At 70.9% G+C, this 19,389-nt stretch carries 16 protein-coding genes and 2 pseudogenes; 11 read left to right on the forward strand and 7 right to left on the reverse strand.

Annotated elements, in window-relative coordinates; genetic code table 11:
* From B073_RS41700 to B073_RS41705, 3 genes are all read right to left on the reverse strand, one after another.
* Window positions 1-186, reverse strand: a 186-nt coding sequence (locus B073_RS41700; protein WP_037812342.1) for a transposase, incomplete at its 3' end; no start/stop codon positions are given.
* A gap of 391 nt (window positions 187-577) precedes the next feature.
* Window positions 578-952, reverse strand: a complete 375-nt coding sequence (locus tag B073_RS0131075) for a hypothetical protein (protein ID WP_018541987.1) — start codon at window positions 950-952, stop codon at window positions 578-580.
* 65 nt (window positions 953-1,017) lie between these two features.
* Window positions 1,018-2,181 carry a bifunctional DNA primase/polymerase gene (locus B073_RS41705; protein ID WP_018541988.1) on the reverse strand — a complete coding sequence of 388 codons (1,164 nt, stop codon included), beginning with the start codon at window positions 2,179-2,181 and terminating at the stop codon, window positions 1,018-1,020.
* 548 nt (window positions 2,182-2,729) lie between these two features.
* On the opposite strand from B073_RS41705, the gene B073_RS0131085 reads away from it, so the two are divergent.
* The 5 genes from B073_RS0131085 (at window position 2,730) to B073_RS0131105 (ending at window position 7,575) form a co-directional block, all read left to right on the forward strand.
* Entirely contained in the window at window positions 2,730-3,035 is a 306-nt protein-coding gene (locus tag B073_RS0131085) for a hypothetical protein (RefSeq protein ID WP_018541989.1), read from the forward strand.
* Window positions 3,036-3,351: 316 nt separating this feature from the next.
* Window positions 3,352-5,037, forward strand: a complete 1,686-nt coding sequence (locus tag B073_RS49435) for an OB-fold domain-containing protein (RefSeq protein WP_420706474.1) — start codon at window positions 3,352-3,354, stop codon at window positions 5,035-5,037.
* Window positions 5,034-6,200: a lipid-transfer protein gene (locus B073_RS0131095; RefSeq protein WP_018541991.1), complete on the forward strand. Its 1,167-nt coding sequence runs from the start codon at window positions 5,034-5,036 to the stop codon at window positions 6,198-6,200. The genes B073_RS49435 and B073_RS0131095 overlap by 4 nt, the downstream gene beginning before the upstream one ends.
* A 170-nt stretch (window positions 6,201-6,370) precedes the next feature.
* Window positions 6,371-6,922: a SigE family RNA polymerase sigma factor gene (locus B073_RS0131100; protein WP_018541992.1), complete on the forward strand. Its 552-nt coding sequence runs from the start codon at window positions 6,371-6,373 to the stop codon at window positions 6,920-6,922.
* Between the two features lie 101 nt (window positions 6,923-7,023).
* A complete protein-coding gene (locus tag B073_RS0131105) occupies window positions 7,024-7,575 on the forward strand; it encodes a Uma2 family endonuclease (protein ID WP_234025215.1) in 552 nt (183 codons plus the stop codon).
* 55 nt (window positions 7,576-7,630) lie between these two features.
* Here the strand turns inward: B073_RS0131105 and B073_RS0131110 are convergent, their stop codons facing one another.
* Window positions 7,631-7,894, reverse strand: a complete 264-nt coding sequence (locus B073_RS0131110) for a DUF397 domain-containing protein (RefSeq protein ID WP_018541994.1) — start codon at window positions 7,892-7,894, stop codon at window positions 7,631-7,633.
* Entirely contained in the window at window positions 7,891-8,739 is an 849-nt protein-coding gene (locus B073_RS0131115; protein WP_018541995.1) for a helix-turn-helix domain-containing protein, read from the reverse strand. The genes B073_RS0131110 and B073_RS0131115 overlap by 4 nt, the downstream gene beginning before the upstream one ends.
* A gap of 109 nt (window positions 8,740-8,848) precedes the next feature.
* Between B073_RS0131115 and B073_RS0131120 the strand changes: the two genes are divergently transcribed.
* The 5 genes and pseudogenes from B073_RS0131120 to B073_RS0131140 all read left to right on the forward strand — a co-directional run bounded on the left by B073_RS0131120 (window position 8,849) and on the right by B073_RS0131140 (window position 12,198).
* Window positions 8,849-9,259 carry an ATP-binding protein gene (locus B073_RS0131120; protein WP_018541996.1) on the forward strand — a complete coding sequence of 137 codons (411 nt, stop codon included), beginning with the start codon at window positions 8,849-8,851 and terminating at the stop codon, window positions 9,257-9,259.
* A gap of 352 nt (window positions 9,260-9,611) precedes the next feature.
* Entirely contained in the window at window positions 9,612-10,331 is a 720-nt protein-coding gene (locus tag B073_RS49440; RefSeq protein ID WP_051094277.1) for a transposase, read from the forward strand.
* Between the two features lie 10 nt (window positions 10,332-10,341).
* Window positions 10,342-11,325, forward strand: a pseudogene (locus tag B073_RS41720) (RNA-guided endonuclease InsQ/TnpB family protein); the annotation flags it as partial.
* 48 nt (window positions 11,326-11,373) lie between these two features.
* Window positions 11,374-11,616, forward strand: a pseudogene (locus B073_RS41725) (Uma2 family endonuclease); the annotation flags it as partial.
* 51 nt (window positions 11,617-11,667) lie between these two features.
* Complete coding sequence (locus B073_RS0131140; protein WP_026247893.1) at window positions 11,668-12,198, forward strand: DinB family protein; 531 nt, start codon at window positions 11,668-11,670, stop codon at window positions 12,196-12,198.
* A 19-nt stretch (window positions 12,199-12,217) separates the two neighbouring features.
* On the opposite strand, the gene B073_RS0131145 is transcribed toward B073_RS0131140, so the two are convergent.
* On the reverse strand, window positions 12,218-12,922 hold the full coding sequence (locus B073_RS0131145; protein ID WP_018542000.1) for a response regulator: 705 nt from the start codon (window positions 12,920-12,922) through the stop codon (window positions 12,218-12,220).
* A complete protein-coding gene (locus tag B073_RS0131150; protein WP_018542001.1) occupies window positions 12,919-17,265 on the reverse strand; it encodes a HAMP domain-containing protein in 4,347 nt (1,448 codons plus the stop codon). The genes B073_RS0131145 and B073_RS0131150 overlap by 4 nt, the downstream gene beginning before the upstream one ends.
* A 145-nt stretch (window positions 17,266-17,410) precedes the next feature.
* Between B073_RS0131150 and B073_RS0131155 the strand changes: the two genes are divergently transcribed.
* Complete coding sequence (locus tag B073_RS0131155) at window positions 17,411-19,306, forward strand: SpoIIE family protein phosphatase (RefSeq protein ID WP_018542002.1); 1,896 nt, start codon at window positions 17,411-17,413, stop codon at window positions 19,304-19,306.
* Window positions 19,307-19,389 lie beyond the last annotated feature (83 nt).

Below are 19,389 nucleotides of genomic sequence, written 5' to 3' on the forward strand. Positions count from 1 at the left end.
AAGGTAGGCCCACTGACAGCCGGTCCGCCCCTGGTAGAGGATCGCGTTCACGATCTCCCGCATCGCATAGGCGCCCTGATGACCGCTGACCGAGCGGTGCCGGTCCTTCCACGCGGTGATCACCGGCTCGATCAACGACCACTGCCCGTCCGATAAGTCGCTGGGATATGACTTGCGTTCACTCACCCCGCCAACCCCAGCAGACCCCACACGACGGACCCGCGGATTCCGCCCACACCTCACACCATCGGGCGACCACAGAACGACTCAAAGACTCACGAACCGCCCACTGAGAGAAGGCCGCGAGCAACGCGCGTGCCACAACTGTCAGTTCATGGACGGCGAGAGGCTTCGTGCAGGTCAGGTCTTCGTTGCTGGTGGCTTGCCCACAGTCACCTACACCCCCGCAGCGAATTGCACCTGGAGGAGCAGATCCAGGTCTACTTGGATGAGGGGCACTGCATCCTGTCGGTGTCAGGCCCGACGAAGACCGGCAAGACCGTCCTTGTTCGCCGGATTGTCCCCTCGGGTGAGGGGATCTGGCTTGCGGTGGGTGGGGCGGGCGCCGGGGGGTGGGTTATTCGCCCAGGGCCTGTTCCAGTTCCGCCTCTTCTTCCTGTTCGTGGAGGTGTTTGAGGGCGGAGCGGGCGGCGGGGGCGTCGTCGCAGGTGGTCCAGAAGTCGTGGGTGACGACGCGTTCGGCGAGTTCGAGGGTGCGGGCGCGCAGCGTGGCGACCTCGGTCTGCTCCTCGTCGGTCCAGCCCGGGGAGTCGGCGCGTTCGGTCTCGTGGAAGCGACCGTTTTCCTTGGTGTGCTTCCAGCCGGGGAGGGGTTCGACCGACCACGGCAGGCGCTTGTAGAGGTCCGCGAGGGCGGACTGGACCTGGTGCAGCTCCAGCTGTGCTTCCCGCAGGTCCTGGGGGAAGTCGTAGGTCTTCTGCTTGTCAGCCACAACGGAAGGATACCGCTCGCCCCGTTCATTCGTTCGATTCTGGGGGTTCGCCCGGTGGCCCGTTTTCAGCGGCGGGCCGCGGAGGTGACGGTGGCGCGGGCTTCGGCCTCGGGGAGGCCGGTGTGGCGGGCTGCGGCGACCAGGCGTTCGGCGAGTTCCGGGCCGAGGCCGGATTCGTAGGCGCGGCAGGCGGCCCAGAAGAGGCGGGTGTTGCGCTGGCCCCGGGGGGAGGCGCGGACGAAGCGGAGGAGGGCGGCGGCGGGGGGCTGGGCGCGGTGGGGCGGGGAGGGGGGCTCCGGGTGTTCCGTGTGCGGCGGGGTGGTGAGCGAGGGGTGCAGGAGCGCCAGTAGGGCGGGTGGGGCCGGTGCGGGGTGGCGGGGGGTGTCCGGTGCGAGGGTGTACCGGCCGTGGACGGTGAGGGAGCCGGGGCCGACCAGATAGCCGCCGGTGCCGCGGACGTCGATGCCTGGGGCGAGCCGGCCGGCGGAGTTGTGGACGGGCGGCGCCGGCGGGCCGGTGAACCAGAGGTGGCGGCCGCCCGAGGGGGTCAGGACGGTGACCGTCGGGGGCAGCGCGAAGCCGTGCGCTTCGGCGATCAGGCGGAGGGCGGTGGGGCCGTCGGCGCCGTTCCGGGTGTCGAGGTCGATGCCGACGAGGTGGTGCGGGGCGCGGCCGCAGGCGATGCCGTAGCCGGTGGCCCAGGGGGCGGCGGCGAACATCCGGCGGATCGCGAACGGGTCGGTGGCGGCGTCGTGGACGCCGTGGCCGAGGCGGCCGCAGGCGCCGTGGCAGGGCGGGGCGGTGGGGGAGTAGGGGGTACGGCCGGGTGTGTGGTGCGCGTCGTTGGGAGTGTGGCGGACGGGGACGGGGACGCGGTGGGCGTCGTCGTGGTGTGGGGAGCGGAGGGCCGGGAGTTTGGTGCGGGTCAGGGGGATGACGGGGTAGCCGCGCTCGGCGGCGAGGAGGGCGTGGGTGAGGGCGGTGTGGTGGGCGTCGGCCGGGGCGAGGAGAGGGGTCGGAGGTGCTTCGGGCGCGGGCTGGAGGGCGGGGCAGGGGGCGGGGCCGGGGGTGCGTCCGGAGTCGAGGCCGGGGCCGGGGCCGGGGCCGGGGGTGGGTCCGGGGTCAGGGTCGGGTCCCGTGCCGTGTGCGGGGGCGGCGGGGGCCTCGGGCGGGAGGGCCTGGGCCGGGGGTGCGGTGAGCCGTGCGGTATGGCGGTGGGGCGTGGCCATGGATTTATTTTCGTACGGATGTTCGATGAAAGGAAGAGGGTCGGAGCGGCTGTGCGGTGAAGATCACGTACGCGCCGGGTCTGGCGGAAGGGGCGGGTGGGGTGCGCCGCCCTGGCGGGGAGCGGGTTGTGGTGGACCACGGGGGGATCGCGGGGCGTTTCGGGGTTGCGAGTGGAGGCGTCGGGGTTTACCCGGGGTTCCTCATGCTTGCGAGGGAATCGGGCTCGGCCAGTGCTTCTCCGGTGGGTCGGTGGGCAATCCTGAGGTCGCGACGTCGAGAAAGGCACCGCGGTGGTCGGCCAACTGCCCGGTGAACGAGCAGAGTTAGTGCCTTCCGGCTGGCTGGAACCGGTCGTCCGGAGTGGGGTCCAGGAGGTCGGGCCGCGGTCCGGGAGACGATCCGGCGCCGGTCCGCTTACTCCCAAAATCCAGCACGACTTACCCAAATCCACCACGACTGGCAGAAATCCAGCACGGCAGAAATCCAGCACGTCAGAACCCACCAGCACGTCATAACCCAGAAGTTGCGTTCCGTAGGAGGAAGAGCCATGGCAAGCACCCGTACCGCCCGTGTCATCGCGGTCGCTCTCGCGCTGCCCTTCGCGGCGGCGCTCTGCACCGGCGTGGCGCAGGCCGACAACGGTGGCTTTGCGAACAACGGGTCGAGCTCGGCCGCCACGAGCCAGACCGGCACCGGCGTCGGCCACAACAACCTCGGCAACTCCACCACCGGCCAGCAGGTGGCCAACGGCCCCGGGGCGTCCAACCAGAACAACACCGCCAGCGTGAACGGCCACGGCTTCACGGTCATCGACCAGGACAACGCCAACGTCGACTTCGACCAGATCTGGTGAGCCGGGCCGCCGCACCCGGGTGCGGCGGTTGACCGGAGGGTGATACGAGGTGCCGCGCGGTGGGCCGGTGGGCCGCTCTGGGGTTCATCGCGCAGACCTTGACAGCGAGCGGGTTTCTGACGGACAGTCAGAAACCCGCTCGCTGCTCGTTCGCCCGGCCCGTCACAGTTCGCCTCAACACCGTCGGGGCGGGGGCGGGGGCGGCGAGGTGCAGAGGGCGACCGTGGCCACGATGCGACGGGGATGCGACTGCGACTGCGACTGCGGATGCGCCTGCGGAGGCAGATACGGATACGGATGCGGAGGGGCGGCAGCGGTGAGTGGGGACGGTGGCGAGGGGAGCGAACGGGTGGATGGTGCGCCTGGGGGCGGCGCGTCCGATGACGGTGATGCGCGCGGCGGCGACGCGTACGAGCGGGCGCTCAAGGCGTTCGAGGGGCGGGGGGCCGCGGTCGAGGGCGTGGGAAAGGACCCGGTCAACGCGGCGATGATCCGGCATTGGTGCGAGGCGATGGGCGATGCCCACCCCGCCTACCAGGGGCCGGACGCGGTCGCCCCGCCGACCATGCTCCAGGCGTGGACGATGGGCGGGCTCTCCGGCCACCAGGGCCGCAACCCCGCGCACGACGAGCTGTTCGCGCTGCTCGACGGCGCCGGCTACACCTCCGTCGTCGCCACCGACTGCGAGCAGGAGTATCTGCGTCCGCTGCGCCCCGGCGACGTGATCACCTTCGACTCGGTGATCGAGTCGGTGTCGGCGCGCAAGACCACCAAGCTGGGCACCGGCCACTTCGTCACGACCCGGATGGACGTCCGGGCGAACGGGGAGACGGCGGGGACGCACCGCTTCCGGATCCTCAAGTACGCGCCGGCGGCCAGGCGTGGCGCCCAGGGGCGGGACGCGGGCGGGCGCTCCCCGGCCTCGGGCGGACGTCCCCCGGCCTCGGGCGGGCGCTCCCCCGCCTCGGGGAAGCGCCCCCGGCCGGTCGTCAACCGGGACAACGCCGGCTTCTGGGCGGGCGTGGCCGACCACAAGCTGCTCATCCAGCGCTGTGGCGGCTGCGGCAGGCTGCGTTTTCCCTGGCTGCCGGGGTGCAACGGGTGCGGCGCGGCGGACTGGGACACCGTCGAGGCGAGCGGCGCGGGGACCGTGTACTCGTACGTGGTGATGCACCACCCGCCGTTCCCGGCTTTCGCCCCGACCGTCGCCAGTGCCGTCGGTGCCGCAAGCGCCGTCGGTGAGGCAAGTGCCGTCGGTGGCGCCGGTGTCGTAGGTGGCGCCGGTCGCGAGGCCGGCGCGGGAGGGCCCTATGCCATCGGGCTGATCGAGCTGGTGGAGGGGGTGCGGATGGTCAGCAATGTGGTCGGGGTGCCGTACGACCGGGTGCGGATCGGGATGCCGGTGCGGCTGGAATTCCTGCGAGTGGACGAGGAGTTGACGCTTCCGGTCTTCCGCCCCGAGGAGGGCGCAACGGCCGCAGAGGGCAGGGCGGCCGCAGAGGGCAGGGCGCCCGCAGCCGACGCCCCCCGGGACGCGGACCGGAAGACCGGCCGGGACCCTGCCCCGGACCCCGCCCAGGACACGCCCCCGGCCCTCGCGCTCCGCCCCGGCCTGGAGCTTCCGCCCCTCACCGTCCCCCTCACCCGCACCCTGATCGTCTCCGGGGCGGTCGCCTCGCGCGACTACCAGGACGTGCACCACGACGCCGAGGCCGCCCGCGAGAAGGGCTCGCCCGACATCTTCATGAACATCCTCACCACCAACGGCCTCGTCGGCCGCTACCTCACCGACCACTTCGGCCCGCGGTCCGTCCTGCGCAAGGTCGCCATCCGCCTCGGTGCGCCCAACTACCCGGGAGACACCATGGTGTTGAGCGGCACCGTCACGGCAGTCCTCGACGACACCACGGCCGAAGTGCGGGTCGTCGGCAGGAACGGCCTGGGCGACCACGTCACGGGCACGGTCACGGTCACCGTCGAGCCGGCGGCGGACGCCCGATGACCCGCCACCGCCCCGACACCCTCGGCGGCCGCGCCGCCGTCGTCGGCATCGGCGCCACCGAGTTCTCCAAGGACTCCGGCCGCAGCGAACTCAAGCTCGCCGTCGAGGCCGTGCACGCCGCCCTCGCGGACGCCGGGCTGACCCCGGACGACGTGGACGGCCTGGTCACGTTCACCATGGACACCAACCCCGAGATCACCGTCGCCCAGGCCGCCGGCATCGGCGAACTGACCTTCTTCTCCCGCGTCCACTACGGCGGCGGCGCGGCCTGCGCCACCGTCCAGCAGGCCGCCCTCGCGGTCGCCACCGGCCTCGCCGACGTCGTGGTCTGCTACCGCGCCTTCAACGAGCGCTCCGGCCGCCGCTTCGGCGCCGGCGTCCAGCACCGTGAACCGTCCGCCGAGGGCACCGCACTCGGCTGGAACCTCCCCTTCGGCCTGCTCACCCCCGCCTCCTGGGTCGCCATGGCCGCCCAGCGCTATCTGCACACCCACGGCCTGACCCCGGACGCCTTCGGCCACGTCGCCGTCACCGGCCGCCGGCACGCCGCCCGCAACCCGGCTGCCTACTTCCACGGCAAGCCGATCACCCTCGCCGACCACGCCGCCTCCCGCTGGATCGTCGAACCGCTGCGGCTGCTGGACTGCTGCCAGGAGACCGACGGCGCCCAGGCACTGGTGGTCACCTCCGTCGAACGGGCCCGCGACCTGCCGCACCCGCCCGCCGTGATCACCGCCGCGGCCCAGGGCGCCGGCCGTGCCCAGGAGCAGATGACCAGCTTCTACCGCGACGACCTCACCGGTCTCCCCGAGATGCACGTGGTCGCCGACCAGCTCTGGCGCACCTCCGGCCTCACCCCCGCCGACATCGACGTCGCCGTCCTCTACGACCACTTCACCCCCTTCGTGCTGATGCAGCTGGAGGAGTTCGGGTTCTGCGGCCCCGGCGAGGCCGCCGACTTCGTCGCCGCCGACACCCTTCCCCTGAACACCCACGGCGGCCAGCTCGGCGAGGCGTATCTGCACGGCATGAACGGCATCGCCGAGGCCGTCCGCCAACTCCGCGGCACCAGCACCAACCAGGCCGACGCCCCCGCCCACACTCTCGTCACGGCCGGCACGGGCGTACCGACGTCCGGGCTGATCCTGGGGCGGGAGGGGTAGCCGGGAACGGTGGAGCGGGCGGGTCCGGCCCCTTGCGCCCCTAGGGGAGCACCCGGGACGCTCCCCCCTGAGGAGGTGCGGAGGGCCCCGCCCGTACAACTTGAGGCGGACGCCGCTTCGGCACCTTGGGCCGACGCCCGCGACCCGCCCCCGCTCCTAGCGTGGAACACATGACCACGACTGCGTGCACAAGCGCCTCGACGCCCGCGACATTCCCGTCGTTCGCGTCCTACGTACGGGCCCGGGGGCCGGTTCTGCTGCGCGCCGCGCGGTCCCTGTCCTCGAATCCCAACGACGCCGAGGACCTCCTCCAGACCGCGCTCACCAAGACCTACGTGGCCTGGGAGCGCATCGAGGACCACCGCGCGCTGGACGGCTACGTCCGCCGCGCGCTGATCAACACCCGCACCTCCCAGTGGCGCAAGCGCAAGGTCGAGGAGTTCGCCTGCGACGAGCTGCCCGAGCCGGACCCGACGCCCGCGCCCGACCCGGCCGAGCTGCAGGGCCTGCGCGACGCGATGTGGCGCGCGATCATGCGGCTGCCCGCGCGGCAGCGCGCGATGGTCGTCCTCAGGTACTACGAGGACCTCAGCGAGGCCCAGACCGCCGAGGTCATGGAGGTCTCGATCGGCACGGTCAAGAGCGCCGTCTCACGCGCCCTGGCCAAACTCAGGGACGACCCGGAACTGACGTCCCTGGGCCTGAGCCGCATCGCCGCCTAGCGGCGGGGGGAGGGGTGCGGACGTCCGCGTCGGACCCGCTGGCCGGTCTGGCCGGTCACGTACCCTGAACGCGGGTGCCTCTCTTCCTCTCCGTGGAGCACATGATGAATCGACAGCACTTCGAGCTGCTCGAACAGGCCCGCCGCGCTGCGCCCGAGGGCTTCAAAGTCGAGCTGTCCGGCGACATCATCGTTATGCAGGCGTCTCCTTCGGCCATGCACCAGCTGAACCTGAGCAAGGTGCGCCGCCAGTTCGACGCTCACGTTCCAGAGGGATACACCGACACCGGAAACACGGATCTGGCATCGCCGCAGACGGCTAAGGTCCGGAATCCGGACCTGACGTATCTGCCCGAGGAAGCGATGGCCACCACGGACAGCAGCGTTGCAGCCGAGCTGGCGCTGATCGCGGTGGAGGTCGTCTCCCCTTCGAACCCGGAGAACGACTGGGTCGGCAAGCTCCGCGACTACCCCTTGATGGGCATTCCGCTCTACCTCGTCGTCGATGCCCGGCAGAAGGTCGTGACGCTGTTCAGCGAGGTGGAGAACGGCCGTTACAGGCTGCGTGAGGACGCCGACTTCGGCGAAGGTGTGCACATTCCCGAGCCCTTCGCGTTCGTCTTCGACACCGGCGTGCTCCGCCCCTACAGCTGACAGGGACGACCCGGCACTGACGTGCCTGGGCCTGAGCCGCATAGCCGCCTGACGGCTACCGCCGGGCGAACGCGACGAAGTCGGCCCAGACGCCCGGGGGGACGTGCAGATGGGGCCCGTCCGCGTCCTTGGAGTCGCGGATGTGGATGGTGGCGGAGGTGCTTGCGACCTCGATGCAGTCGTTGATGTCGCTGCTGCTGCTGTAGCTGCTCTTGGCCCAGGCAACTTCGATGCAGTCGTCCCGCTCGTTGCCGCTGCTGTAGCTGCTCTTGAACCACTCCAGCTTGGACGCAGTCCCGGCAGAAGGCTTGTCAGTCATGTTTCTCCCAGCACTTTTTCGATGAAGGCGAGCGATTCCCGGGGCGTGAGGGCCTGAGAGCGGATGATTCCATAGCGCAGTTCGAGGATTCGGATCAGCTTCGGGTCAGAGACTGGTCGCGTGCCGAACTGGTGCAGTGAGTGGCCGACGGCGCCGCCGTCAGCAAACTTCATCACCTCGATCTGTCCGCCCATGCCTGCGTGGTCCTCGCGATCCGTCGGCATCACTTGGATCTCAACGTTCCGCAACTGGCCAACCTCCAACAGATGTTCGAGCTGTCGCCGGTGCACCATTCTCCCCCCGAGGGGACGCCTGAGGGTCACCTCTTCCTGGACGAATGTGAGCGCGGGGGCCGGGGTGCGTTCGAAAATCGACCATCGGGCCATTCGGGCTGCCACCAGGCGATTCACGTCGTCCGGTGACCAGGCAGGGCGCCGCATCTCGTACAGCGCCCGCATGTACTCCTCCGTCTGCAAAAGGCCGTACAGGTTGTGGTTCTCGTACGAACCCAGCTCGACTGCCTCGTCCTCCCATCGCTTCAGGTCCCGGACCTTCTTGGGGTACCGGGCCTTCTCCACGTCGTCCCGCATCCCGGCGATCTTCCCGCCCGCCTTGAGGATCTGGTCCGCCTTGGCCAGGTACTCCGGGCGCGGAATCCGTACCCCCTGCTCGATCTTGTAGATCAGGCCCTCGCTGTAGCCCATCAACTTCGCGAAGTCGGCGGCGCGCAGACCGGCCGCCATCCTCCACAGCTTCAGCTGACGACCGACCAGCTCGACCGACGGCTGGGCGTCGTCCTCGGGATCGAGTGCCCAGCTTGAGTCGTCCGCGACATCGCCGTGCATGTGCCTCACCTCCTGGACAGCCGAGACGTCCTGTCCAGCTCCTGGACATCACCTAACGTGTCGGCGTCATCACTGTTCAGAGTAGGTGTGGGCGACCACGCTGCGTGATGTGAACCAGCAAATTGCCGAGCCCAAGCTGCTCTACCGCGTTCAGCTGTCCGCCACCCGCCGAGGCGCCCGTCTCGCCCGGCTCCTCGGAACCGAGCAACTCCGTTCCTGGGGGCTGCCGTTCGAGGAGCCGGGCCAGGTGATCGCCGAGCTGGCCGCGAACGCCGTCTCGCACGGTCGCGTTCCCGGTCGGGACTTCCGGCTCGCGTTGGCGGCTGACGCGGACACGCTCTGTATCGGCGTCACGGACGCACGCGGTGACCGGATCCCGTCCCAACGGGCCCCGGCGGAAGGCGAGTCGGGCCACGGGCTACTCATCGTCGGCGCGCTCGCGAATCGCTGGGGGACGGCCCGGGGACCGTTCCCGTGCAAGACGGTGTGGGCCGAGTTCGACCTGCCGATGTGGGACTGACCGGGAGCCGGGGAGTCGGGCTCCGGCGATGCGGGCCGCTCCAAGAACCCATAACCGGAAGGGAAAAACCAACCAACCGAACCGAACCGCCCGGGTTCGCACGCCTGTGTCACCCGGTGGGGTGATCCGGTGGCTCTGGGCTGGCTTTCCGGTGGCGTCGCGGTGCAGGCTCGGCGACGAGCAACCCCGAACGAGCAACCCCGAACAAGCAATTGGCCCCCGACGGGACTGGCATCCCGGTCGAGGGCCTGACCACCTAGGAAGAAAGCGCTTCCCGATGGCTGAGCAGGATTCTAACGTGCCCGCTGGCACGCCGCACGTGGTTCGTCGGTCCCCCGCAGGACTGCACAAGGTGACCGAATTCCAGGAAGCCGACTACACCATCGTCGGCGATCACCTCACTCAGCACCACGAGTTGTCGCTCGGCGCGATCGGCCTTGCGGTGTACATCCTGTCGCTGCCCGAGGGCTCGCAGGTTGACATCCACTCGTTGTCGAAGAGGTTCCCCGAAGGGCGGGAGCGGATTGCCTCCGGTTTAAGGGAGTTGGAGCGGCACGGGTACCTGAAGAGGGTAACCAGGCGATTAGACGATGGCCGTCTGGTGACACCGCCCCGCCCGCCTCGGGGTGATGCGCCGCGACGCTCACCAGCACCCAGGCCCCCGCTGCCCCGCCCCCGCAGCCCACAGCACCTCACCACCGCCACTGCCCTCCTCGCCAACCTGCGCCGGGACGACGCCCGCCTCCTGCTCCCCGTAGGGGACATCGACCGCCTTGCGCCCTGCGTGGCCGCCTGGCTGGAACGCGGGGTGTCCCCGGAGGCCGTGCGAAGAGCGCTCAGCGCGGATCTCCCGGACCCCGTCCGCAGTCCGGCGGGCCTGATTGCGCACCGCCTCATCTCCCGCGTTCTGCGCGAGGAGTTCCCACACCTCAAGAGTCGGATGCCCACCTTGTGGTCGTCGTCGTTCTTCCTCGCCTCGGTCGGCGCCGTCTCGGCGGACACGGTGGAGAAGTACATAAACACCCAGTGGGAACGGCCCTGGGCCAAGGAGCAGGAGGAGGGGAAGGCGTGATACGCGCTTATCGCAGCAGGCGACCTTGCGACGTCTGGACAAGGCGTTCCAAGCGTTCTTCCGGCGCGTGAAGGCCGGGGAGAAGCCTGGCTATCCTCGGTTCCGGGGCGTCAACTGGTTCGACACGGTGGACTTCCCCAAGGACGGCGACGGTTGCCGCTGGGACTCCACCCCGCATGATCCCGTCACCCGTGTGCGCCTGCAAGGTGTCGGACACGTCCGCGTGCACCAGCACCGGCCGGTGAAGGGCCACGTCAAGACCGTCAGCATCAAGCGCGAAGGGCGACAGTGGTACGTCGTCCTCGCCTGTGACAACGTCCCCGCCGAACCGCTCCCCGCCACGGGGGCCGTGACCGGCATCGACGTGGGCGTCACGCACTTTTTGACCACTTCCGAGGGCGCGCACGTCGAAAACCCCCGGCACGGTAAGCGCAACGCGGAAGCCTTGGCCGATGCTCAGCGCGCTCTCAAGGCGTTCCCGCGCCGCAAGCGGGCCGACCGCTCGGCGAAGCACCGCCGGGCCGTGGAGAAGGTAGGCAATCTGCACCGCAAGGTGCGCCGCCAGCGCACCGACCACGCGCACAAAGCCGCGCTCGCCCTGGTCCGCGACTACGACCAGATTGCGCACGAGCGGCTGAACATCGCAAACATGGTTCGCACCCCCAAGCCGAAGCCCGACCCCGAGACACCCGGCAGCTTCCTCCCGAACGGCGCCGCCTCGAAGGCCGGACTCAACCGCAGCATTCTTGATGCGGGTTGGGGGGTGTTCCTGGGCATCCTCGCGCAGAAGGCTGAAAGCGCCGCTCGTGTACTGATCCCGGTGGACCCCCGCAACACCTCCCGCACGTGCCCGAAGTGCCAGCACGTAGACAGCGAGAACCGCGATGGTGAAAAGTTCCAGTGCACCTCATGCCAGCACATCAACCACGCCGACCGCGTGGGCGCCTGGAACGTCGCACTCAGGGCCGGGCTGGTCCTTCCCGACGTGGCATAGCCACCGACAGGAGAAGCCCCCCGGATTTATCCGGGGGGAGGAGTCACCGAAGTCGTCTCCCGCTCCAATCCGGACAACGACTGGGTGGGCAAGGTCCGCGACTACCCCCTGATGGGCATCCCGGTCTACGCGATCTTCGACCCCCGCACCGGCACCGGCGCCGTCTTCACCGACATCCACTCCACCCCGGACGGCCCGCGCTACGCCGTCCGCAAGGACTTCGTCTACGGCGAGGACGTGACCATCGCCGAGTGGACGATCTCGACGGGGGATCTGCCGCGGTACGCCTAGCCGCGTCGGCCGGGCCCCGCCCGGCGTCACCTGGCCTTAGCATCACCTGCCATGACTGCTGAAGCCGAGCCCCCGGCAGAGCCCGATGCCACGCTCACCAGCCCGGCCGAGTTGTTGGCGGGCTATCTGGATTTCTACCGTGACGCCGTGCTGCGCAAGCTGGCCGGCCTCACCGACGGGGAACTGCGGGGCAGCCGGCTGCCATCCGGCTGGGCGCCGCTGGAGCTGTTGAAGCATCTGGCCTATGTGGAACTGCGCTGGTTGCAGTGGGGCTTCGCCGGCCAACAGGTCGAACAGCCGTGGGGCGATATGGAGGCCCGTGGCGGCAGATGGCGTGTCGAGGCGGGTGAGTCCGTCGAGGAGGTGACGGCGTTCTTCCGCGCCCAGTGCGAGCGGTCCCGCGCGATCGTCGCCGGCGCGCGGCTGGAGGACCGGATGGCCACGCTCGGGGGCCGGGTCCCGCCCGAGGAGGAGCGGCCGACGCTGATCTGGGTGCTGTTCCATTTGCTTCAGGAGTACGCGCGGCATGTCGGGCAGCTCGACGTCGTCCGGGAGCTTGCCGACGGCGTCACAGGCGAGTAGCCGGAGGTAGCTGCCGGGCCTACGCCTCCCGCCCCGCCATCAGGCGTTCCACGGACTGTTCCAGGGCGGCGATGCGGTCGGCGAGGTCGGAGGTGGCGGTGCCGGTGTCCTGGGTTTCGCGCAGCAGGAGTTCGAGCTGGGCGAGGCGGCCGGCGATGTCGGCGAGGGCCGCGTCGCCGACGGGGAGTGCCGGTGTCGGAGCGTCCTCGGGTGCGTGCGAGGCGTGGGCGGGGCCGCGGGGTTCGGTGGGCTCCGCCGGGCTCTCCGTGGCGCTGGGGCCGGTCAGGAGCCGGGTCAACTGCTCCGCCTGGGTGGCCAGTTGGTGGTTCTTGCGGTAGAGGTCGAGGAAGACGTTGACCTTGGTGCGCAGGAGCCAGGGGTCGAAGGGCTTGATGAGGAAGTCGGCGGCGCCGACGGTGTAGCCGCGGTAGGCGTAGTTGGGGTCCACGGAGGCGCCGGTCAGGAGGATGATCGGGACGTCCTTCGTCTGGTCCAGGCCCTTGATGTTGGCGGCGGTCTCGAAGCCGTTCATGCCGGGCATCAGGACGTCGATGAGGACGACCGCGAACTCCTCGCGGAGCATGGCCTTCAGGGCCTCCTCGCCGGAGCGGGCGCGGACGACCTTCGGGGTGAGCGAGCTGAGCACCGCTTCGAGCGCGACGAGGTTCTCCTCCATGTCGTCGACGATGAGGATGGGCGCGGTGTCGGGTCCGGGAGGTGTCATGGCGGCGGCCCTTCCCTTTCCTCGTCGGTGGCTTCGGTGGCTTCGGTGGCTTCGGAGGTGTCGGCGGCTTCGGAGGTGTCGGCGGCGGGCGCGTCAGTGGCGTCGGCGGCGGGCTCCGGGGAGCCGGGCGGCGGGCCGGCCTGCGGGTCGAGCAGGCCGCAGACGACCGACAGCAGGCGGTCCACGTCGACCGGTTTGGGGATGTAGTCGTCGGCGCCGCTCTCGATGGCCTTCTCGCGGTCGCCGGGCATGGCCTTGGCGGTGAGGGCGACGATCGGGAGGGCGGCGAAGCGGGGGGTGCGGCGGATGGCGCGGATCATCTCGTAGCCGTCCATCTCCGGCATCATGATGTCCATCAGGACGAGGGAGACGTCGGGGGTCCGGTCGAGGACCTCCAGGCCCTCGCGGCCGTCCTCGGCGTACTTGACCTTGATGCCGACGCGGCCGAGGACGTGGGTGAGCGCGAAGACGTTGCGGATGTCGTCGTCGACGATCAGGATCCGGCGGTCGGCGAGGGCCCGGCCGGCGCGGCCGCCGAGCCAGTCCTTCAGCCGGGTGGCCTCGGGCCAGGTGACGTCGCCGGTCTCGGCGGGGCGGGGGGCGGCGCGGGGGGCGAGGCTCTCCTGACCGGGGAAGACGTCGGAGGGCGGCGGGGGGAGGGGCTGCGGCGGAGTCGTGGCCGGTGGCCGGCCCGAGAGGGCGGCGAGGGCGGCCGGTCCGACGCCGTGGGCCGGTGGGGCCTCGCCGTTCTCGCCGGGGCGGGCCGCCAGGCCGGTGGTGGGTGCGGTGGACGGGCCGGTGTAGCGGGCGGGGACGTAGAGGGTGAAGGTGGAGCCGAAGTCGACCTGGCTCTCGGCCTCGATGCGGCCGCCGAGCAAGGCGGCCATGTCGCGGCTGATGGAGAGGCCGAGGCCGGTGCCGCCGTACTTGCGGTTGGTGGTGCCGTCGGACTGCTGGAACGCCTCGAAGATCCCGGCGATCTTCTCCGGGGAGATGCCGATGCCGGTGTCCTTGACGGAGAGGGCGATCACGGCGTCGGCGGTGCGCAGCGTCTCCTCCTCGAACCGGCCGCCGGGGACGCGTTCGACGACGAGTTCCACGCCGCCGGTGGAGGTGAACTTCACCGCGTTGGAGAGGAGGTTGCGCAGGATCTGCTGGAGGCGCTGCTCGTCGGAGAACAGCTCGTCGGGGACGCCGTCGCCGACCCGGACGTCGAAGCTGAGGCCGCGGTCGACGGTGAGCGGGCGGAAGGTGGCGTGGACGTAGTCGAGGAGTTTCTTCAGCGGCAGGGCCGTGGGGTGCACGTCCATCCGGCCGGCCTCGATCTTCGACAGGTCGAGGATGTCGTTGATGAGCTGGAGCAGGTCGGAGCCGGCGCGGTGGATGGTGACGGCGAACTCCACCTCCTGCGGGCTGAGGTGGTTCTCGGGGTTGTCGGCGAGGAGGCGGGAGAGGACGAGGAGGGAGTTGAGGGGGGTGCGCAGCTCGTGCGACATGTTGGCCAGGAACTCCGACTTGTACTGGGACGAGGTCGCCAGCAGGGCGGCTTTCTCCTCCAACTCGGCGTTGGTGAGCTGGAGTTCGTCGGAGCGCTGGCGGAGTTCGGCGGTCAGCCGCTGGGATTCGGAGAGCAGGGACTCGGTGCGGGAGTTGGCGATGATGGTGTTGATGGAGACGCCGATGGTGTTCACGAACTGGTCGATGAAGGCGAGGTGGACGTCGCTGAAGCGGCTGAAGGAGGCCAGTTCGATCACGCCGAGGACGTGGTCCTCGAAGAGGATCGGCAGGATGACGACGCTGGCGGGGGCGGCGGCGCCGAGTCCGGAGCTGATGGTGAGGTAGTCGGCGGGGACGTTCTCGACGAGGATGCGCTTCTTCTCCGTGGCGGCCTGGGTGATCAGGCCCCAGCCGGGGGTGCCCATCCGCATCCGGGGCGGTGACCGGCGGCCTTCGGGGTGGCCGGTGCCGTAGCCGGCGATCAGTTCCAGGCCCTCGCCGGGCCGGGCGCCCGCCTCGGCCAGGAAGAACGCGCCGAACTGGGCGTTCACCAGCGGGGTCAGCTCGCGCAGGATGAGGTCGGCGACCTCGACGAGGTCGCGGTGGCCCTGCATCAGGCCGGCGATGCGGGTGAGGTTGGACTCCAGCCAGTCCTTGGCGCGGGTGGTCTCGCGGAGGTTGGCGACCATGAGGTTGACGTTGTTCTTCAGGGCGGCGACCTCGCCCTGGGCGTCGACGGTGATCGAGCCGGACATGTCGCCCTGGGTGACCGCGCTGGCCACCTCGGCGATGGCGCGGACCTGGGTGGTGAGGTTGAGGGCCAGCTCGTTGACGCTGGTGGTGAGCTGCTTCCAGGTGCCGTAGACGCCCTCGACGCGGGCCTGGCCGCCGAGTTGGCCCTCGCTGCCGACCTCGCGGGCGACGCGGGTGACCTCGGAGGAGAACGAGGACAGGGTGTCGACCATGGTGTTGATCGTGGTCTTGAGTTCCAGGATCTCGCCGCGGGCGTCGACGTCGATCTTCTTGGAGAGGTCGCCGCGGGCCACCGACGTCGCCACCTCGGCGATGTTGCGGACCTGGGAAGTGAGGTTGTCCGCCATGGAGTTGACGTTGTCGGTGAGGTTCTTCCAGACGCCGGAGACGCCGTGGACCTGGGCGCGGCCGCCGAGGCGGCCTTCGGTGCCGACCTCGCGGGCGACCCGGGTGACCTCGTCGGCGAACGCCCGCAGCTGCTTGACCATGGTGTTGACGGTGTCCTTGAGTTCCAGGATCTCGCCGCGGGCGTCCACGTCGATCTTCTTGGTGAGGTCGCCGTTGGCGACGGCGGTGGTGACCTGGGCGATGTTGCGAACCTGCGAGGTGAGGTTGAGGGCCATGGAGTTGACGTTGTCGGTCAGCTCCTTCCAGACCCCGGAGACGCCGCGGACCTGCGCCTGACCGCCGAGGTTGCCCTCGGTGCCGACTTCACGGGCGACGCGGGTGACCTCGTCGGCGAAGGCGGAGAGCTGGTCGACCATGGTGTTGATGGTCGACTTCAGCTCCAGGATCTCGCCCTTCGCCTCGACGGTGATCTTCTTGCCGAGGTCGCCCTCGGCGACGGCGGTGGCGACCAGGGCGATGTTGCGGACCTGCGTGGTGAGGTTGTCCGCCATGAAGTTGACGCTCTCGGTGAGGTCCTTCCAGACGCCGGAGACGCCGCGGACCTGGGCGCGGCCGCCGAGCCGGCCTTCGGTGCCGACCTCGCGGGCGACGCGGGTGACCTCGTCGGCGAAGGCGGAGAGCGTCTCGACCATAGTGTTGATGGTCGACTTCAGCTCCAGGATCTCGCCACGGGCGTCCACGGTGATCTTCTGGCTGAGGTCGCCGTTGGCGACGGCCGTGGTGACCTGCGCGATGTTGCGGACCTGCCAGGTCAGGTTCGACGCCATGGAGTTGACGTTGTCGGTGAGGTCCTTCCAGACGCCGGAGACGCCGCGGACCTGGGCGCGGCCGCCGAGCCGGCCTTCGGTGCCGACCTCGCGGGCGACCCGGGTGACCTCGTCGGCGAACGCCCGCAGCTGGTCGACCATGGTGTTCACGGTGAGCTTGAGCTCCAGCAGCTCGCCGGTGGCCTCGACGGTGACCTGCTGGGTGAGGTCGCCGCGGGCCACCGCGGTGGTGACCACGGCGATGTCGCGGACCTGCGCGGTGAGCCGGGACGCCATGGTGTTGACCGCCTCGGTCACGTGCAGCCAGTCGCCGGAGAGGCCCTGGACCTTGGCGCGGCCGCCGAGCCGGCCCTCGGTGCCGACCTCGCGGGCGACCCGGGTGACCTCGCCGGTGAACAGCGAGAGCTGGTCGACCACGCGGTTGACGCAGCTGCCCAGGCGGCGCAGGTCACCGCGGAGTTGGCGGGAGCCGTCGTGCAGATCGACATGGCGGGTCAGATCGCCGTCGGCGACCGAGTCCAGCACCCGGGTGGCCTTGGCGACCGGGGTGACCAGGGCTTCCAGCACGGCGTTGGCGGAGTCGACGTTGGTCGTCCAGCCGCCCTGGCCGGGGCTGGCGCTGACCCGCTCGTCCAGCCGGCCCTGGCGGACGACTTCGTGGCGCAGGCGCCGGAGTTCGCCGGCGAGGTGGGCGTTGCGGGCGACGATCTGCGCGAAGACGTCGGTCAGGTCGGCGAGCACGCCGTCGGGCGGGGGGTCGCCCGGGGCGGGCTGGGCGCCGGCGGTGAAGTCGCCGTCCCGCAGGGCGTTCATGGCGGCGAGCAGGGGGCGCAGCTCGCGGGTGCGCAGCCACCGGCCGTCGGGGCCGGGGACCGGTGGCGGTGGCGCGGGGTCGGGCCGGGGCGGGTCGGGAGCCATGGCACACCATCCCCCCAGTGGTCGAGACGGAACGTGAACCGGTCCGGGTCCCGGACTCAGCCCGGAACTGATCGAATTGTGCGGATATGCCATAGTATAAAGCGCCCGTAATGAGTAGCTTTCTCCGGTTTCTTCGGGGGGCGCAGTGACCTCGCCGTCCCCGCGGACGACGGCCGCCCAGGCGGCCGAGACGGTGTCCCGGACCGGGCTGCCGGCGAACCAGCTGGCCGCCGCCGGGGCCCGCCGATTCGTGCGCACCCTGCTCACCGAGCGGGCCGCGGCGGCGGACACCGTCCCCGGCGCCGCGGCGATCAGCGGGGAACTCATCGACCAGGCCGTCCTCCTCGTCAGCGAGCTGGTCACCAACGCCGTGATATACGCGGGCACCGACATCGACGTGAGCTGCCGGCTGGAGTACGGGCGCAAGCCGGCCGCGACGGGCGGCGCCCCGGGAGCCCGTCCCGGCGACCGCCCCGCGCCGCCGGACCCGGCCACCGTCGCCGTCGTCCTGGAGGTCTCCGACCGGCACCCCTCGCGGGTGGTGCGCGGCGGCGTGGACGCCCGCAGCGGTGCGCCGGGCTACGGCCTGCAGCTGGTCAGCGCGCTCGCCGAGTCCTGGGGCGTGACGTACCGCAAGTCGATCAAGACGGTGTGGTTCCGGCTGGAGGCCACCGAGGGCGAGACCGGGGACGTGCCGGGCGGGCCGGGGCGGCGCCCGCACGGGGCCGCGACGCCGGTCCGGGTGCCGCACGGGCACGGCGGCCCGCGGCCCGGCGACGCCGCCGAGTGGGCCGACCGCGGCGGCCCGTCGTTCCTGGCGGAGACCAGCGAGCTGCTGGCCGGCCAGCTCGACCAGGACATGGTCACCGCGCTCGCCGCCCAGCTGCTGGTGCCGCGGCTCGCCGACTGGTGCGCGATCTGGCTGAGCGTCGAGGGCGGCCGGATGGCGCTGTCCCGGGTCTGGCACGTCGACGAGCGGCGGATCGCGCCGCTGCGGACCGACCTGGAGCGCGAGCCGCCCACCGACGTCGTGCGGGCCGGCGGCACCGCCTGGCCCTGGCCCGCGGTCGCCGGCGCGTCCTCGTCGGGCGGGTCCGCGCTGGCCTTCCCGCTGACGGCGCGCGGCGAGCTGCAGGGCGTGCTGCTGCTGGGCCGGGCCGGCCGGCTGAAGATGACCGACACCGTCGTCCGCATGGTGGAGGACGTCGCCCGGCGGATCGCCCAGGCCGTCCACACCGCCCGCCAGTACACCCGCCAGACCAGCATCAGCCTCGCGCTCCAGCGCCGTCAGCTGCCCGCGTCGCTGGCCAGCATCCCCGGCGTGGACACCGCGATCGTCTACGAACCGCACGGCGAGCTGCAGACCGTCGGCGGCGACTTCTACGACGTCTTCCCGATGGGCGAGCGCCGCTGGTGCTTCCTGCTGGGCGACGTCCAGGGCAAGGACCCCGAGGCGATGTCGGTGACCGGACTCGCCCGCCACCTGGTGCGGCTGCTGGCCCGCGAGGGCCACGGCGTCGAGTCGGTCCTCGGGCGGCTGAATCTGGCCATGGCCGAGGAGAGCGCGGAGGCGGTGGAACTCGACGGCGAACAGGCCGGCTCCCGTTTCCTGAGCCTGCTGTACGGGGAGCTGGCCCTCGATCCGGGCGTCTCCGGGGCACGCTGCACGGTCGCCAGCGCCGGGCACCCGCCGCCGCTGCACATGTTCACCGACGGCAGCGTGGAGCCGGCCTCCGACCCGCAGATGCTGCTGGGCATCGACGAGGGCACCGAGTTCCACGCCAGCACCTTCACCCTCGCGCCCGGCGAGACACTGCTCTGCGTCACCGATGGGGTCACCGAACGCCGGTGCGGAAACTGGCAGTTGGACGACGACGACGGTCTGGTCGAGGTGCTGCGGGAGGGCCTCGGGCTGGGCGCCAAGGCGCTCGCCGAACACATCCGGCGGGCCGCCCACGACTTCGGCACCGGACCGGTGGAGGACGACCTCTCGGTGCTCGTCCTCCAGGCGGTGGCCCCGAAGCCGGGGCCGGCGGGGTAGCCGCGGCCCACCGGGGGCAGGTCATCGGGCCAGGTCACCGGCGACCTCGTACGGGTGAAGCGGCCGCGGCCCGCGGTGGCCGG

This window comes from Streptomyces sp. MspMP-M5, from assembly GCF_000373585.1.
Lineage (GTDB): Bacteria > Actinomycetota > Actinomycetes > Streptomycetales > Streptomycetaceae > Streptomyces.

Coding starts and splice junctions, on each gene's coding strand:
- B073_RS0131150 (WP_018542001.1), bottom strand. CDS start 17,265: ATGGCTCCCGACCCGCCCCGGCCCGACCCCGCGCCACCGCCACCGGTC.
- B073_RS0131100 (WP_018541992.1), top strand. CDS start 6,371: ATGACCACGACTGCGTGCACAAGCGCCTCGACGCCCGCGACATTCCCG.
- B073_RS0131140 (WP_026247893.1), top strand. CDS start 11,668: ATGACTGCTGAAGCCGAGCCCCCGGCAGAGCCCGATGCCACGCTCACC.
- B073_RS0131095 (WP_018541991.1), top strand. CDS start 5,034: ATGACCCGCCACCGCCCCGACACCCTCGGCGGCCGCGCCGCCGTCGTC.
- B073_RS41705 (WP_018541988.1), bottom strand. CDS start 2,181: ATGGCCACGCCCCACCGCCATACCGCACGGCTCACCGCACCCCCGGCC.
- B073_RS0131105 (WP_234025215.1), top strand. CDS start 7,024: ATGATGAATCGACAGCACTTCGAGCTGCTCGAACAGGCCCGCCGCGCT.
- B073_RS0131110 (WP_018541994.1), bottom strand. CDS start 7,894: ATGACTGACAAGCCTTCTGCCGGGACTGCGTCCAAGCTGGAGTGGTTC.
- B073_RS0131115 (WP_018541995.1), bottom strand. CDS start 8,739: ATGCACGGCGATGTCGCGGACGACTCAAGCTGGGCACTCGATCCCGAG.
- B073_RS0131145 (WP_018542000.1), bottom strand. CDS start 12,922: ATGACACCTCCCGGACCCGACACCGCGCCCATCCTCATCGTCGACGAC.
- B073_RS0131085 (WP_018541989.1), top strand. CDS start 2,730: ATGGCAAGCACCCGTACCGCCCGTGTCATCGCGGTCGCTCTCGCGCTG.